This window comes from Fluviicola taffensis DSM 16823 (assembly GCF_943372375.1).
GTDB lineage: Bacteria > Bacteroidota > Bacteroidia > Flavobacteriales_D > Crocinitomicaceae > Fluviicola > Fluviicola taffensis_A.
The window spans coordinates 212,699-225,017 of the sequence record NZ_CALRYJ010000008.1; the positions used below are offsets into that span (position 1 = coordinate 212,699).

Annotated in this window: 16 protein-coding genes; 6 read left to right on the top strand and 10 right to left on the bottom strand. The window is 39.7% G+C overall.

From position 1 onward, the window contains the following. Positions 1–14 precede the first annotated feature (14 nt). From AAG807_RS12985 to AAG807_RS12995, 3 genes are read right to left on the bottom strand one after another with little or no spacing between them, the layout of a single operon-like run. Positions 15–389, bottom strand: coding sequence for a DUF3037 domain-containing protein (locus AAG807_RS12985; RefSeq protein ID WP_341904607.1), 375 nt, complete (start codon positions 387–389; stop codon positions 15–17). Next, positions 376–1,164 (bottom strand): HipA family kinase, encoded by a 789-nt coding sequence (locus tag AAG807_RS12990; protein ID WP_341904610.1) that lies wholly within the window; start codon positions 1,162–1,164, stop codon positions 376–378. Before AAG807_RS12990 ends, AAG807_RS12985 begins: the two co-directional genes overlap by 14 nt. Before the next feature lies 1 nt (position 1,165). After that, the gene (locus AAG807_RS12995; protein ID WP_341904612.1) at positions 1,166–1,717 is read right to left on the bottom strand and encodes a 1-acyl-sn-glycerol-3-phosphate acyltransferase; all 552 of its coding nucleotides are present in this window, start codon (positions 1,715–1,717) and stop codon (positions 1,166–1,168) included. Positions 1,718–1,758: 41 nt separating this feature from the next. On the opposite strand from AAG807_RS12995, the gene AAG807_RS13000 reads away from it, so the two are divergent. Next, the gene (locus AAG807_RS13000; protein ID WP_341904615.1) at positions 1,759–3,129 is read left to right on the top strand and encodes a hypothetical protein; all 1,371 of its coding nucleotides are present in this window, start codon (positions 1,759–1,761) and stop codon (positions 3,127–3,129) included. 14 nt (positions 3,130–3,143) lie between these two features. On the opposite strand, the gene AAG807_RS13005 is transcribed toward AAG807_RS13000, so the two are convergent. From AAG807_RS13005 to AAG807_RS13015, 3 genes are all read right to left on the bottom strand, one after another. After that, positions 3,144–3,587: a DUF2141 domain-containing protein gene (locus AAG807_RS13005; protein ID WP_341904618.1), complete on the bottom strand. Its 444-nt coding sequence runs from the start codon at positions 3,585–3,587 to the stop codon at positions 3,144–3,146. Between the two features lie 50 nt (positions 3,588–3,637). Further along, positions 3,638–4,420 (bottom strand): helical backbone metal receptor, encoded by a 783-nt coding sequence (locus AAG807_RS13010; RefSeq protein ID WP_341904621.1) that lies wholly within the window; start codon positions 4,418–4,420, stop codon positions 3,638–3,640. Between the two features lie 69 nt (positions 4,421–4,489). Next, on the bottom strand, positions 4,490–5,851 hold the full coding sequence (locus AAG807_RS13015) for a pyridoxal-phosphate dependent enzyme (protein ID WP_341904624.1): 1,362 nt from the start codon (positions 5,849–5,851) through the stop codon (positions 4,490–4,492). 166 nt (positions 5,852–6,017) lie between these two features. Here AAG807_RS13015 and dnaX point away from each other — a divergent pair, with 166 nt between their 5' ends. The 5 genes from dnaX (at position 6,018) to AAG807_RS13040 (ending at position 9,786) form a co-directional block, all read left to right on the top strand. Further along, the gene (gene dnaX / locus AAG807_RS13020; RefSeq protein WP_341904626.1) at positions 6,018–7,133 is read left to right on the top strand and encodes a DNA polymerase III subunit gamma/tau; all 1,116 of its coding nucleotides are present in this window, start codon (positions 6,018–6,020) and stop codon (positions 7,131–7,133) included. A gap of 248 nt (positions 7,134–7,381) precedes the next feature. Continuing rightward, on the top strand, positions 7,382–7,732 hold the full coding sequence (locus tag AAG807_RS13025; RefSeq protein WP_341904628.1) for a hypothetical protein: 351 nt from the start codon (positions 7,382–7,384) through the stop codon (positions 7,730–7,732). Between the two features lie 4 nt (positions 7,733–7,736). Continuing rightward, the gene (locus tag AAG807_RS13030; RefSeq protein ID WP_341904631.1) at positions 7,737–8,540 is read left to right on the top strand and encodes a hypothetical protein; all 804 of its coding nucleotides are present in this window, start codon (positions 7,737–7,739) and stop codon (positions 8,538–8,540) included. Next, positions 8,537–9,163 carry a dienelactone hydrolase family protein gene (locus AAG807_RS13035; protein ID WP_341904634.1) on the top strand — a complete coding sequence of 209 codons (627 nt, stop codon included), beginning with the start codon at positions 8,537–8,539 and terminating at the stop codon, positions 9,161–9,163. Before AAG807_RS13030 ends, AAG807_RS13035 begins: the two co-directional genes overlap by 4 nt. Further along, a complete protein-coding gene (locus tag AAG807_RS13040) occupies positions 9,160–9,786 on the top strand; it encodes a hypothetical protein (RefSeq protein WP_341904637.1) in 627 nt (208 codons plus the stop codon). The genes AAG807_RS13035 and AAG807_RS13040 overlap by 4 nt, the downstream gene beginning before the upstream one ends. Here the strand turns inward: AAG807_RS13040 and AAG807_RS13045 are convergent. From AAG807_RS13045 to AAG807_RS13060, 4 genes are all read right to left on the bottom strand, one after another. Further along, on the bottom strand, positions 9,776–10,345 hold the full coding sequence (locus AAG807_RS13045; protein ID WP_341904639.1) for a GNAT family protein: 570 nt from the start codon (positions 10,343–10,345) through the stop codon (positions 9,776–9,778). The two genes, AAG807_RS13040 and AAG807_RS13045, sit on opposite strands and share 11 nt — an antisense overlap. A 90-nt stretch (positions 10,346–10,435) precedes the next feature. Continuing rightward, positions 10,436–11,353 (bottom strand): FKBP-type peptidyl-prolyl cis-trans isomerase, encoded by a 918-nt coding sequence (locus tag AAG807_RS13050; RefSeq protein WP_341904641.1) that lies wholly within the window; start codon positions 11,351–11,353, stop codon positions 10,436–10,438. Position 11,354: 1 nt separating this feature from the next. Next, positions 11,355–11,960, bottom strand: coding sequence for an FKBP-type peptidyl-prolyl cis-trans isomerase (locus tag AAG807_RS13055; protein WP_341904642.1), 606 nt, complete (start codon positions 11,958–11,960; stop codon positions 11,355–11,357). A gap of 167 nt (positions 11,961–12,127) precedes the next feature. Further along, positions 12,128–12,319: GNAT family N-acetyltransferase (locus tag AAG807_RS13060; RefSeq protein WP_341904645.1), on the bottom strand; the 192-nt coding region annotated here is incomplete at its 5' end.

The following is a 12,319-nucleotide window of genomic DNA, read 5'->3' on the forward strand; positions in this document are numbered from 1 at the left end:
AGAATTGATGACTTTTATCCTACATATTCCGCGAACAATCGCTCGACCTCTTTCTCCAAATCATTCGTCTTTCCCGGATGTGGTCTGGATGTCTGAATAACGGAACTTCTGACCGCTGTCAACCAGCGGAAACGCTCCGGTAATTCTTCACAAGCAATCGGTCCACCGGCTTTTGCTCCTGCACTGATCAGTTCAAATGCATTCAGGTTTGCCTTGATCTGGTCCAAATCCAATTCACATTTGAACCATTTCAAACGCTCTTCTGAAAGTTCAATCCTGGTTCGAATAAATTTCTCTTTTTTCGAAAACAAAATAATCCCCACATTGATGAATTCTTCGCGCTCCACCATGGGAACCAAGCGAATTACAGCATATTCATATAAGAACATTCCGGGCGTTTTTAGCTTCGTTTACAAAATTGACCGAGTGATTCAAGCGAATCGTTAAAAACTGCTTGTATACCGTTCTTATTTCATCCGGAGTTGCATCCAGATCTTCCCAGAGCAACCAGGATTCCGGAATTGCATCCACCAATGCATTTAGTTTCTCTTCATTCAATCTGGAATGACCAAACGCATCTGCCTCTTCCATTTTAGATGCCTGAGGCAACAGTACATGATCTTTCACATATACGAAGTTACTTTGAGCCGTTTTCTCCCAATTTTCCCAGGTATGATGAAAATAGAACGAAGCACCATGGTCAATCAGCCACAATTCCTTTTTCCAAATCAGCATATTCGTATTCCGGAAAGTCCGGTCGATATTCGTGATCAATGCATCCAGCCAAACAATTCGTGAAGCTGTTTCTTCATCCACTTTCGTTACCACCGGATCAAAGGTGATCGCTCCTGAAAGAAAATGCAAGCCTAAATTCAATCCATGACTTGCACGCAAAAGGTCCTGAATCTCTTCATCTGCTTCCGAGCGCCCGAAATCTTCATCCAGGTTTACAAAAACCAATTCAGGAACTTTGAATCCGAGCATGCGGGCAATTTCTCCACCCAAAAACTCTGAAATCAATGCTTTTACCCCATGACCTGCACCTCTGAATTTCAAAACATATTTGAAGTCATCGTCGGCATCCACCAAAGCAGGAAGTGATCCTCCTTCTCTCAAGGGCGAAATGTATCTCGTTACGTTTACTGTTCTTAGAAATTCTGACATCTTATTCCGCTTTACGTATTCCATTCTCAGGAACCTTCCCTGTAAACTCCGATAAAATACTTTTCAGGTATTTGATATCAGCATCCACATTTCCTGTTGGAGTGAACAGCGAATGGAATCCGCCGATTTTGCGTTTATAATCGATGTAACCAATGTAAATAGGAACTTTTGCCTGTTCTGCAATGTAATAAAATCCCTTTTTCCATTTCGGCTGATAACTCCTTGTCCCTTCCGGGGTAAACACCATGAAGCATTTTTCGTGATTCTTAAAATAGTTCACCGCCTGCTCGGTAATGTTGTTGTTTTTTTTGCGATCAACCGGAACTCCTCCCATCGCTTTGAGCAAATAACCCAATGGAAAAAAGAACAAATCCTTCTTGATCAGGAATTTTGCATTCACTTTATAATGCGCAAATGCAATTTTTCCAATGATGAAATCCCAATTGGAAGTATGTGGTCCCATCACTACAACAGCCTTATTAACTCCAATCGGAGTACGATCATCTATTTTCCAACCAAATAGCTTGAGTAACCAGAAAAAGAATTTTCCCATGAAACAAAGTTACGATTTCAATAAAAAATTACCTTTATGCCATGCAAATAAAAAAACGCTTTTATGCAGCATTCCTTGTAGTGCTACTTACAGTATCCAGTTTACTGATTTTTATTTGCATCAACATGCTCTCTACAAGTCACACCAATCCAAGGATTCCTATTCCGGATGATGCGAAATGGATGATTCGTCTGGATGCTGAATCCTACATCAAAAAAGAAATTTACAATACCCTTTTCACCGAAAAAGACGATGCTTTCATACAACAATTGAAGGATCTCTATGAACAAAACACCAATATAGATTCCAAAAAGAAATCATTACAGATCGATTTTCAGGAAGACGCTGTCATTTATGGTTTGGAGCGCGACGGGAAAAACTTCCTGGTCATTGCCGTACAAACCCGGAATAGTGCTGTGTTCAACGAGCATATTTCAGAATACTGCAAATCCAATCAGATTGGAAGAGCCCAGGGACATGATGCGATCTTTATCAGTCAGGTAAGCGGGAAAAAATCAAGCAAAAAAGAATTGGAAGGATATCTTGCCAAACTAGTTCAAGCCCCAGTGATTGAATTACGCAAAGCAGCTCCTGAAAAAAATGAATTCATTGCTCTGGATGTGAAAAAGCTTCCTGCAAACTCCGGGTTTTCTTCCATAAAACTATCCATTCAACATCAGGACAGATCCATTAATCTGGACGGAAGCATTACTTATCCGAAAAAACTGTCCACCCCTATGAAATTCGGTTTGAAGCCAAAAGGGGTTTATGTTTACTCGCGTTTAATTCCGGAAAAATTACCCGATACTTTATTGAACTTTTTGCCTGATGGGTTAACTACTTTTAAAGACATTCAGGCTTTTGCGTTGGATTTCAGCGGGACTTATCTGGAAGACACAAAAGACAGTATGCCAAATAACTATGGTTTTTTGCTAGTCCCAACGATGAATTTGATCATTCAAACAAAAAGTAGTTGCGACGTAAGGGAATTGTGGAGTGCATTTCCTAAATCTGTTCAGGGCACGAATTTAAGTCTGAATTTCGGGAATACGATCTACCATTTAAAGCAACTTTCACCAAACACCTATTTCATTGGAGTAGATCCGGGGGCCATTATTCCATATAACGGAAATGAGATCCTGTCGATCAATGGAAACCTGGAAAAAATCACCAAAGTATACGGTGGCGTATTCGTAACTGCGGTCATTGAAAACCTGGGTCCCGTTAAACTGTTTAATGAATTTCTGAAAAGTACGGAGTTTGTTCAGCTAAAAGTCGGAAAGAAACAAGGAACAAGTTATTCACTCCAGGGGCAAATCAAATTCAAAGCCGAAAAACATCCGCTTCACGAAATGACCAAAATGGCATTTGGTATGATCCAATTTGCGGAACAATATTCTCAAATGTATTGAAGTGAGCTAATGCTCTAAACGTAACGTATTTTTGCCGTCATGGTCTTGTCACCTTTCAACTGAAACTTAAAATTTTCATATTTTGGTTTACTCCAGGAAGTGTGATAATAATCTGCGAATCCGAATCCTTCATCAGGCATGAACATGGTGTAATCCATTTCCTTGTTTTTGTTTTCATCATCTAAAAGTGCCATGCCGTACTCTCCTTCTTCAATCCCGGTGAAAGTACAAGTAATCGTATTGTTTTTCATTTCACTTTTATCAATCACCTTTACTTTCCAGGCGAGTCCCTTGTTGTAATTTTCTGCACTCCGGAAAATTTGAAGCTGAATATTTCCTGTATTATTTCGGATATTGGTCACTTTAACGGTGATTGTATGATAACCCGGGGCTTTGAATGAAACAGAAAGCAAATAAACGAAAGCGAATAAAACAAAGGTGAAGAATGATCTTTTCATGGTATATATAGATATGCTTGCATAAATTTACTATTTACCACGGAATCTATCTAAACTGAAATCACATTTAACAATTTATTGAAATAGTCCGGAGCCCCTATCAAACGGGATCCATACCAGGAAAAAAACTCCCCATCCACCAAAATAACCTGACTGTTTGGAAATTGAATTTGCAACTCTTCGATGTGTTTTTCTTTGAATGGAAAAGGTTCGGAACTCAAAAAGATGAAATCCGGATTCACTTGCTTTAAATCCACTTCCGGGTAACGAGGCTCATCCATTGCGTTTTTCAACCCCAAACGATTTAGCATAGAGTCTATAAACGTATTTGTTCCTGCTGCGATGTATGGATTCTTCCAAATGAGGTACAAGACACATTTGTTTCCTTCCAATGGTTTCAGATTCAAAAAGTTCTTTTGGATTTCAGAAATAATTTCAGCAGCTTTTTCCTGTGTTCCTGTAATTTCACCTACCTGTTCAATCATTTCCAACGCATCTTCCAAATTGAAAATATCGCTCATCCAGGTAGGCAGATTTTCTTCCAATCCTTCAATATCGGCTTGATTGTTTTCTTCCTTGTTTCCAATGATCAGATCGGGGTTCAGCGATTCGACCAGTTTTATCTTGACATTTTTTGTTCCTCCTACCAATTGAATCTCTTTTCGCAGCTCTTTCGGATGAACACAAAATTTAGTGATTCCTACCAATCGCTCTTTCAGCCCCAAATCGACCAATAATTCAGTTTGCGAGGGAACCAATGAGACAATACGCGAAACGGTGGAATGAATCTCCACCGTTCGCTGCATTTGATCTATGTATGTTTTTTTACTCATTCTGTTTCTCAGTCTGTCGAAGTGTGACCCGATAGCTATCGGGATTGAGTGTGAGAATGGAGGACTCGTTTAGGCAAGAGAAGCAATCACATCCTGACGAGTCAGGATCTTTTTATCTCCATTTGCGCGTTCAACGATCACCGCCGGAGTTTGCTCATTAATCAATTTTGCAACATCTTCCAATTTGGCTGTTCCTTGAACAACCGGGAAAGGTTTTTGCATGATTTTCGAAATCGGTGTATCTCTCAATGCCGGGTTATCGACCAACAATTCATAAACTTGAGAATCATTCAACGAACCAACCAATTCTCCGTCTCTTAAAACAGGAATTTGAGAAATGTTGTATTTACGCATTTTCATGATGGCGTGTGAAACCAATTCTTCGGAATACAAGGTTACCAAAGGTAAATCCGCATGACGTGCAATTAAATCTTCTGCCGTTTTGAATTCCTCTTCCAGGAATCCGCGTTCACGCATCCAATCATCGTTGAAGATCTTACCCACATATCGGCTTCCATGATCGTGGAATAGAACCACCACCACATCATTTTCCGTCAATTGATCTTGTAATTGAATTAAACCACCAATGGCAGCTCCGGCAGAGTTTCCAACGAAAATTCCTTCTTCACGAGCCAAACGACGTGTGTAAACTGCTGCGTCCTTATCTGTAACCTTCTCGAATAGATCAATCACATCGAAATCCACGTTTGCAGGAAGAATGTCCTCCCCGATTCCTTCCGTGATGTACGGGTAAATTTCATTCTCATCAAATATTCCTGTTTCCTTGTATTTTTTAAATACGGAACCATAAGTATCAATTCCCCAAATCTTGATGTTCGGGTTTTTCTCTTTCAAATATTTTCCAACTCCTGAGATAGTTCCCCCGGTTCCAACTCCAACAATAAAGTGCGTTACTTTTCCATCTGTTTGTTCCCAAATTTCAGGTCCTGTTTGCTCATAATGTGCTGTTCTGTTAGACAAGTTGTCGTATTGGTTCACATACCATGAATTCGGAATTTCTTTCGCCAATCTTTTCGAAACGGAATAATAAGAGCGTGGATCTGTCGGTTCAACAGCTGTAGGACAAACTACTACTTCTGCTCCAACTGCACGCAAAATATCCATTTTCTCTTTCGACTGCTTGTCATTCAATACACAGATCAGTTTATAACCTTTGATAATTGCTACCAAAGCCAAGCCCATCCCTGTATTCCCTGAAGTTCCTTCAATGATTGTTCCTCCCGGCTTAAGAAGTCCTGATTTCTCAGCATCTTCTATCATTTTCACTGCCATTCGGTCTTTTACTGAGTTGCCCGGATTCGTTGTTTCAACTTTTGCCAAAACAGTTGCCTTACAGTTTTTTGTGAGCTTGTTTAATCGTACCAAAGGAGTGTTTCCAATGGTTTCCAATATATTATTATAAACTTTCATGTACTGAATTTTGCACAAAGATAGTTTTAATTCAAAATGCAGAATTCAAAATGTAAAAGTTTGGGTTTTCGATTCCTGCTTTTTGAATTTTGCATTCTTTAAACTTTTTTGCATTTTGCATTTTGCATTTTGAATTCTTTGGGAAAGTTTAGCTAACTTTGTTCTCATGTCGGATTTCGTTGTTTCTGCCAGAAAATACAGACCCCAAACCTTTGATACGGTTGTTGGGCAGAAGGCAATTACCAACACTCTTAAGAATGCAATCAAGAACCAGCATTTAGCGCAGGCTTTCTTGTTTTGTGGTTCCCGTGGAGTTGGTAAGACTACCACTGCGCGTATTTTAGCGAAAACGATCAACTGTTTCAACAGAACAGAATCCGTTGAAGCTTGTGACCAATGCGACAGCTGTCTTTCTTTCAATGAAGGAGCATCACTCAATGTATATGAATTGGATGCAGCATCCAATAACTCCGTTGATGATATCCGTGGATTGATCGACCAAGTAAGGATTGCACCGCAATTGGGAACACACAAGGTCTATATCATTGACGAGGTTCACATGCTCTCAACCGCAGCTTTTAATGCGTTCTTGAAGACTTTGGAGGAACCACCCGCGCATGCTATCTTTATCTTAGCTACCACGGAAAAACATAAAATTTTACCAACTATCTTATCCCGTTGTCAGATTTTTGACTTTCAGCGGATCAAGGTAAAAGACATCGCAGATCATTTGGCACATGTTGCTACGCAGGAAGCAATTTCAGCAGATCCGGATGCGCTTCATCTGATTGCTCAAAAGGCTGATGGTGCTTTGCGTGATGCCTTATCTATTTTCGATCAGATTGTTAGTTTTTGTGGAACTACCATCACTCATAAAGCTGTACTGGACAATCTGAATGTATTGGATCACGATTACTATTTCAAAATCGTGGAAAATGCATTGAATGAGGATATTCCGGCTTGTTTGCTGCTCTTCAATGATGTCATGGAAAAAGGATTTGACGGACATCAATTCCTGGTCGGATTGGCTGAGCATTTCAGAAACTTACTGATTTGTAAAGATCCGAGAACGGCTAACTTATTAGAAGTTGGTGAGGCAACAGAAAAGTTATTCGTGGATCAGGCTAAAAAGGTGGATGGTGCTTTCTCCTTGCGCTGTCTGGGAGTTCTCAGTAAAGCCGATGTTGATTACAAATCAGCGAAAAATCAGCGACTGCTGGTCGAATTGACCCTGATGCAAATCTGTTCAGTGAAATCTGAGCTTGAAAAAAAAAATCCTTAACTGATCCCGTACAAATTATCGCATTTGCAGGTCAAAGTCTCAGAAATGAAACCAAGCCTGTAAACAAACCTTCCGTAACACCCGAAAGAGTTGCTTTTGCAACAAAACCGGAAGCCAAAATCCTTTCTGCACCAACAGGAAATCTAAACTCCAATAACTTATCAATCAATCAACTGATTGAACAACAAAAAGCAAAAGCTCAAGTTCCTCAAAGTGATCTGCCCAGAAAGGAATTCCATAAGGACGATGTGATCCGACTATGGAAGACGATGGCTCATACCCAAAAATTGAATGGACAAGATCAGGTTTATCACGTGATGATCAAACGGGAACCTGTCCAAATGGATGAGACGACTTTCCAGTTTGAAGTGGATAATACAATTCAACTGACTCGTTTGGAAGGTGCAATTGGAGATGTCATGGCTTATATCCGCAAAGAGATCCAGAATTACGACCTCGTTATTCAGCTGGAAATGATCAAAGACGCTCCTGAAGAAGTGAAATACCTGAACGGTCCGGATCGTTTTGACAAATTAGCGAAAAAAAATACCAACCTTTTCGACCTGAAGAATCGTTTTAACTTAGACATCGATTATTGATTATATGAAATTAATTGAAATTAGCCTCGTTTGCTTATTACTTGTTGCCAGCTCCTGCGGTGATGAAACCGCCACAGATCCTACAGAAATAGTAGAAGGAACAGATGAAAAAAGCACCGAAAGTCTGGATGCAAGAGCCAAAAGAGAAATCATGGCATCTTTGGCGATTCCTGTAAATGAAAAATTTTCCATGAAAATTTATAAGGAATACATCAATGCAGATACGATTGAAGATGCGATCATCACTATCAATCGCATGGAATATGCCATGGACGAGGCTATCAAGAACAATAGACAAGCAAAGGCTGCGGAAATGGGATTCACAGGTAATTACAATTACTTGTTCTATTACGATGGAGCCTTGGACCGAATCTCCAATCCGGTTTTCGCACCATCCAGTCCGGGACGCGAATTAGACATTGAATTCAAATCCATTATTGCTCCTACACGCAAAGATGTGATCGTTGGTTATCGCATCCGGAACTCCGGTTGGAAAAGCTATTTCTCCGTATTCAATGACCACGACCTGATGATGGTTTTCCAGTGGAAATCATTTGATTATGCCGGTGAAGATCATCCGGAAGCATTTGTTCATGCGTATGAAGAAAATCCGAATCAGGTACCAATGGACATTGCCATTTACGCAAGCGAAATAGATTCATATACCAAGAATATCGGAGATATTTATACCTACCTCCCTTCCATTACCAAGAAAAAGGAATTGAGATTCAAATTCTTCCTGGATCCGGTTGTAAAGAAATACCGCCTCTATCCTGAATTTGCTAAAAATTTGCCAAAGAAGATATGAGTTCGATCGAAGGGAAAATAGAAGTTCCTTCTTCATTGAGATATCGGACAATGCAATCCGGTGTAAATCCCAAACACCTGGTCTATGTCCTTCATGGATATGGTCAGTTGGTCGCATATTTCAGTCAAAAGTTTCACGACATGCCATTGAAGGAAATTCTTTTTGTTTTTCCCGAAGGCCGACACCGTTTTTATCTGAGAGGAACTTCAGGCAGAGTTGGTGCTTCCTGGATGACAAAGGAATGGCGGGAAGAAGATATTCGCTTAAATACATTGGCATTGGATTTACTTCATGCCGAAATACTTAAAAGTCATACCCCTGAAAAGATAACAGTCATTGGTTTTTCGCAAGGCGGAGCCACTGCAGCACGCTGGCTTGCTCATGGAAGTATTTCGTGTGACCATTTTATCTCGTGGGCCAGTGTCTACCCTCCTGATTTAGCTATTGAAGCACATTCAAATTTAGCACAGAAGAATACTTTTGTTTTAGGGACCGAAGATGAATTTTTCCCAAAATCAGAACAGGAAAAGCTCATTGCGGACTATCAATCAAAAGGAATTTTCACTTCCCGTTTTGAAGGGACACACGACATTCATAAAGAAACACTAATATCCATTCTATGAAACCTTTCTTTTTATTTTTGATCCTTGTTTTCAGCGCCAATTTCAGCTTTGGACAGGAAGATACTGAACTCTACGTTCACGATGAAGAAGAGGAAGCCAGTAAAAAGGAATTCACACCCTACAATGAAATCGGGTTTGATTTGCATTTTTCTGCAAGCAATTTAGGTGGAACCGGCGGTGTCGGTTTAAAATTCGGAGTTGTGCGGAACAAGTATATTTCTTTTGGTCCTTCTGCGCGCTACAACTTCTCCACTTATAAGCAGTATGGTCTCTCAGGATCTTATTCTGTTTACGGCGGCGGCGCGTTCATTCATGGAAGATTCTTCAATTATCTGTTCGTAGGATTTGAATTTGAATTGCTTTCCACTCCATACAACTACACCAACGGGATTATTTCAGCCAAAAGAACCTGGGCACCAACCGGATTACTTGGCTTCGGCTTTTCTCATGCTTTTGGGGAAGAGGGAAATTTCCGCCTGAATGCAGGAATCATGTACGATCTGATCAATAGTCCGAATAGTCCGTTGAGAACCGGATATTTCATGAGAAAACAAACCGCAAATGGTACACCAGGTGCACTGATCCCTTTGATTTATCGCATTGCGTTTTTCTTTAAACTCTAAACTTAGATTGAAGGAGCGTATAGACAGCCATATCTAAGTAAATTCCGTTGAAATAAATTCGCTCTTTAAAATGCGCCTCTTTTTCAAAACCTAAGGATTCCAGCAAGTAAATTGCCCCTCTGTTTTCGGGTGAAACAACTGCTTCGATTGCATGTAGATTCATATTCTCGAATCCAAAAGTGACAATTGCCCGCACTGCTTCCATAGCTATATTCTTACCCCAATAGTCTACGGATAATTCTCCCCCAATTTCTGCGCGATTGTTTAAGTAGTCAATCCTATTAAATCCGCATGTTCCAATGATTTCAGAACGATTTCTTAAAACACCGGCCCAACCAATTCCAGTCTTTGAGTCAAACGCATCAGAAGTCTTTTTAACGAGTTCCTTTGCTGAATCCAGATTAGTCATAGTGTCTCGTGCAATAAACTGATTCACTCGCTTACTTTGACGCATCTTCATGATTTCAACAGCATCTTCCAATTGAATTTTTCTCAACTCCAATCTCTCCGTTTGAATCGTTGGGAATTGAGCGAATACTTTTTGGTTAACTTCTTCCATAAGCTAAAAATAGGAAGTGACTATGAGGATTAAAAATGCTTATTAAATAAAAAATCCTCTCCGAAGTACGAAGAGGATTTTTTTAAGTTCTTATTTTACAGTTCCCATTGGTCCAAAATCAACCAGTTCCACATAGAAAACCAAAGTTGAGAATGGTGGAATTGAATTCGGATCCGGTGAATCTTTTCCGTAAGCCATATTTTGCGGAACATACAATTTGTACTTTCCTCCTTTTTTCATGAAAGGAATCCCGACTGTCCATCCAGGAATCACTCCTCCTAAATTGAATACAGGGATCTGAGGTCCATTTAAGGATGACTGCAGGGTATCTCCATTCACATTCATCAATACATAATGTGCTTTCACATCACTTGTAGCTGTCGGACTTCCTCCTGTTCCAGCCTTGATCGTTTCCATGTACAGACCATTTGGCAATTCCTTAATGGCTGCCATCTGTTTCACTTTTGCAAAGAATGCTGTTTCCTTTTTGGTCACTTCAGCCATCACACGCGTGTTGACTTTCAGCATGAAATCTTTCAGCATCGTTTCTTTCAACTCTTTCTTGATCAAGGTATCTTCTTTTTTCAACCCAAGGCTGAAACCATAGATCAAGTATTCCTTATCGAATTCGTTGAATGATTTTGCTTGCTCCCAGCTCGTTTTGAACATTCCGCCAATGAATTTACCAATACACAACGAAGCATCCTTCGCATAATTTTGGTTGAATTGCTTCTGGTCAGGACCTAATAAGTTTTGAATTGTTTGTTGACACGCATCATCAAATGATTTCTCATTTTTAAGTCCTTCTTCAAAACCTTTCAAAATTTGATCTTTGTCGTACTTCGCAAAATTCGGGTCTTGAAGTAATTGCCCGGCATTATCTGCACCCATCAGGTACGAAATCTGCTGTTTTTGTGTGTCTAAAGGCAGCACTTTTCCTGCGGCTTTTTCATCACCACATGCGAAATTTACCGCTAAAAGTAGAGAAGCCAGAATGATTTTTTTCATATTAATTGTTTTCAATTCCTAATAATTCAACATCGAAAATAAGTGTCATGAAAGGCTTGATAGCCCCACCTGGGTGCGGATGTGCTCCGTACGCCAAATCCTCAGGGATATACAATCGGTATTTCGAACCTACGGGCATCAATTGCAATGCTTCCGTCCAGCCTTTAATAACCTGATGAACTCCGAAAGTTGCAGGAATTCCTCTTGTAACAGAGCTATCAAAAACAGTTCCGTCGATCAATGTCCCATGATAATGAACATTTACAGTATCGGTACTTTTCGGTTTTTCACCGCTTCCTGATTCGATCACTTCGTATTGCAAACCAGAAGCAGTTGTAGTAACACCTTCTTTCTTTCCATTCTCAGCAAGGAATTTTTCACCTTCCTGCTTGTATACTTCAAATTTTGAAGTAGTCATTTCCTGAATGTAATTCTGAATGATCTCGTTTGCTTGTTCCGGGGAATACTTCATTGTTTTCCCTTGAAAAACATCCGAAATAGCCTCTGCCATTACTGTTGGATCAATTCCTCCCAAATCTTGTTGTAAAAGGCTATCTGCTACGCTTAAACCGATACAATAGCTAACTGCTTGAATATCTTGTGACATGCTTAATAATTTGGTGCAAAGATAATTCATAATTACGAATGCCGAATTACGAATTACGAATGCTGACCAAATTTAAGTTAATTGGGCAGCTAAACCCCTATCAATAATTTTGTACAGCATTTATTTTCAAAGAGTTATTTCACTAAACAGGAATTCGGAACTCGTAATTACTTCAGAGCCTTTTCCATCTTAATATTCCCTCTTTCGTAAACTCCTTGCTCCATTTCAATTTCTACAAACCCGTATTTTCGATAAAGATGTATTGCCGATTCCAATTTTGTATTGGAGTATAAAATGAGTTTTTCAATTTGTTTTTGTTTTGCAAATTCCAGGCAATGTTCCAGTAGAATTTTTCCAAT

Excerpts from the sequence above, each read along its gene's own strand:
- AAG807_RS12985 (WP_341904607.1), bottom strand. The coding sequence starts at position 389 with ATGTTCTTATATGAATATGCTGTAATTCGCTTGGTTCCCATGGTGGAG.
- AAG807_RS12990 (WP_341904610.1), bottom strand. The coding sequence starts at position 1,164 with ATGTCAGAATTTCTAAGAACAGTAAACGTAACGAGATACATTTCGCCC.
- AAG807_RS12995 (WP_341904612.1), bottom strand. The coding sequence starts at position 1,717 with ATGGGAAAATTCTTTTTCTGGTTACTCAAGCTATTTGGTTGGAAAATA.
- AAG807_RS13000 (WP_341904615.1), top strand. The coding sequence starts at position 1,759 with ATGCAAATAAAAAAACGCTTTTATGCAGCATTCCTTGTAGTGCTACTT.
- AAG807_RS13005 (WP_341904618.1), bottom strand. The coding sequence starts at position 3,587 with ATGAAAAGATCATTCTTCACCTTTGTTTTATTCGCTTTCGTTTATTTG.
- AAG807_RS13010 (WP_341904621.1), bottom strand. The coding sequence starts at position 4,420 with ATGAGTAAAAAAACATACATAGATCAAATGCAGCGAACGGTGGAGATT.
- AAG807_RS13015 (WP_341904624.1), bottom strand. The coding sequence starts at position 5,851 with ATGAAAGTTTATAATAATATATTGGAAACCATTGGAAACACTCCTTTG.
- dnaX (WP_341904626.1), top strand. The coding sequence starts at position 6,018 with ATGTCGGATTTCGTTGTTTCTGCCAGAAAATACAGACCCCAAACCTTT.
- AAG807_RS13030 (WP_341904631.1), top strand. The coding sequence starts at position 7,737 with ATGAAATTAATTGAAATTAGCCTCGTTTGCTTATTACTTGTTGCCAGC.
- AAG807_RS13035 (WP_341904634.1), top strand. The coding sequence starts at position 8,537 with ATGAGTTCGATCGAAGGGAAAATAGAAGTTCCTTCTTCATTGAGATAT.
- AAG807_RS13040 (WP_341904637.1), top strand. The coding sequence starts at position 9,160 with ATGAAACCTTTCTTTTTATTTTTGATCCTTGTTTTCAGCGCCAATTTC.
- AAG807_RS13045 (WP_341904639.1), bottom strand. The coding sequence starts at position 10,345 with ATGGAAGAAGTTAACCAAAAAGTATTCGCTCAATTCCCAACGATTCAA.
- AAG807_RS13050 (WP_341904641.1), bottom strand. The coding sequence starts at position 11,353 with ATGAAAAAAATCATTCTGGCTTCTCTACTTTTAGCGGTAAATTTCGCA.
- AAG807_RS13055 (WP_341904642.1), bottom strand. The coding sequence starts at position 11,960 with ATGTCACAAGATATTCAAGCAGTTAGCTATTGTATCGGTTTAAGCGTA.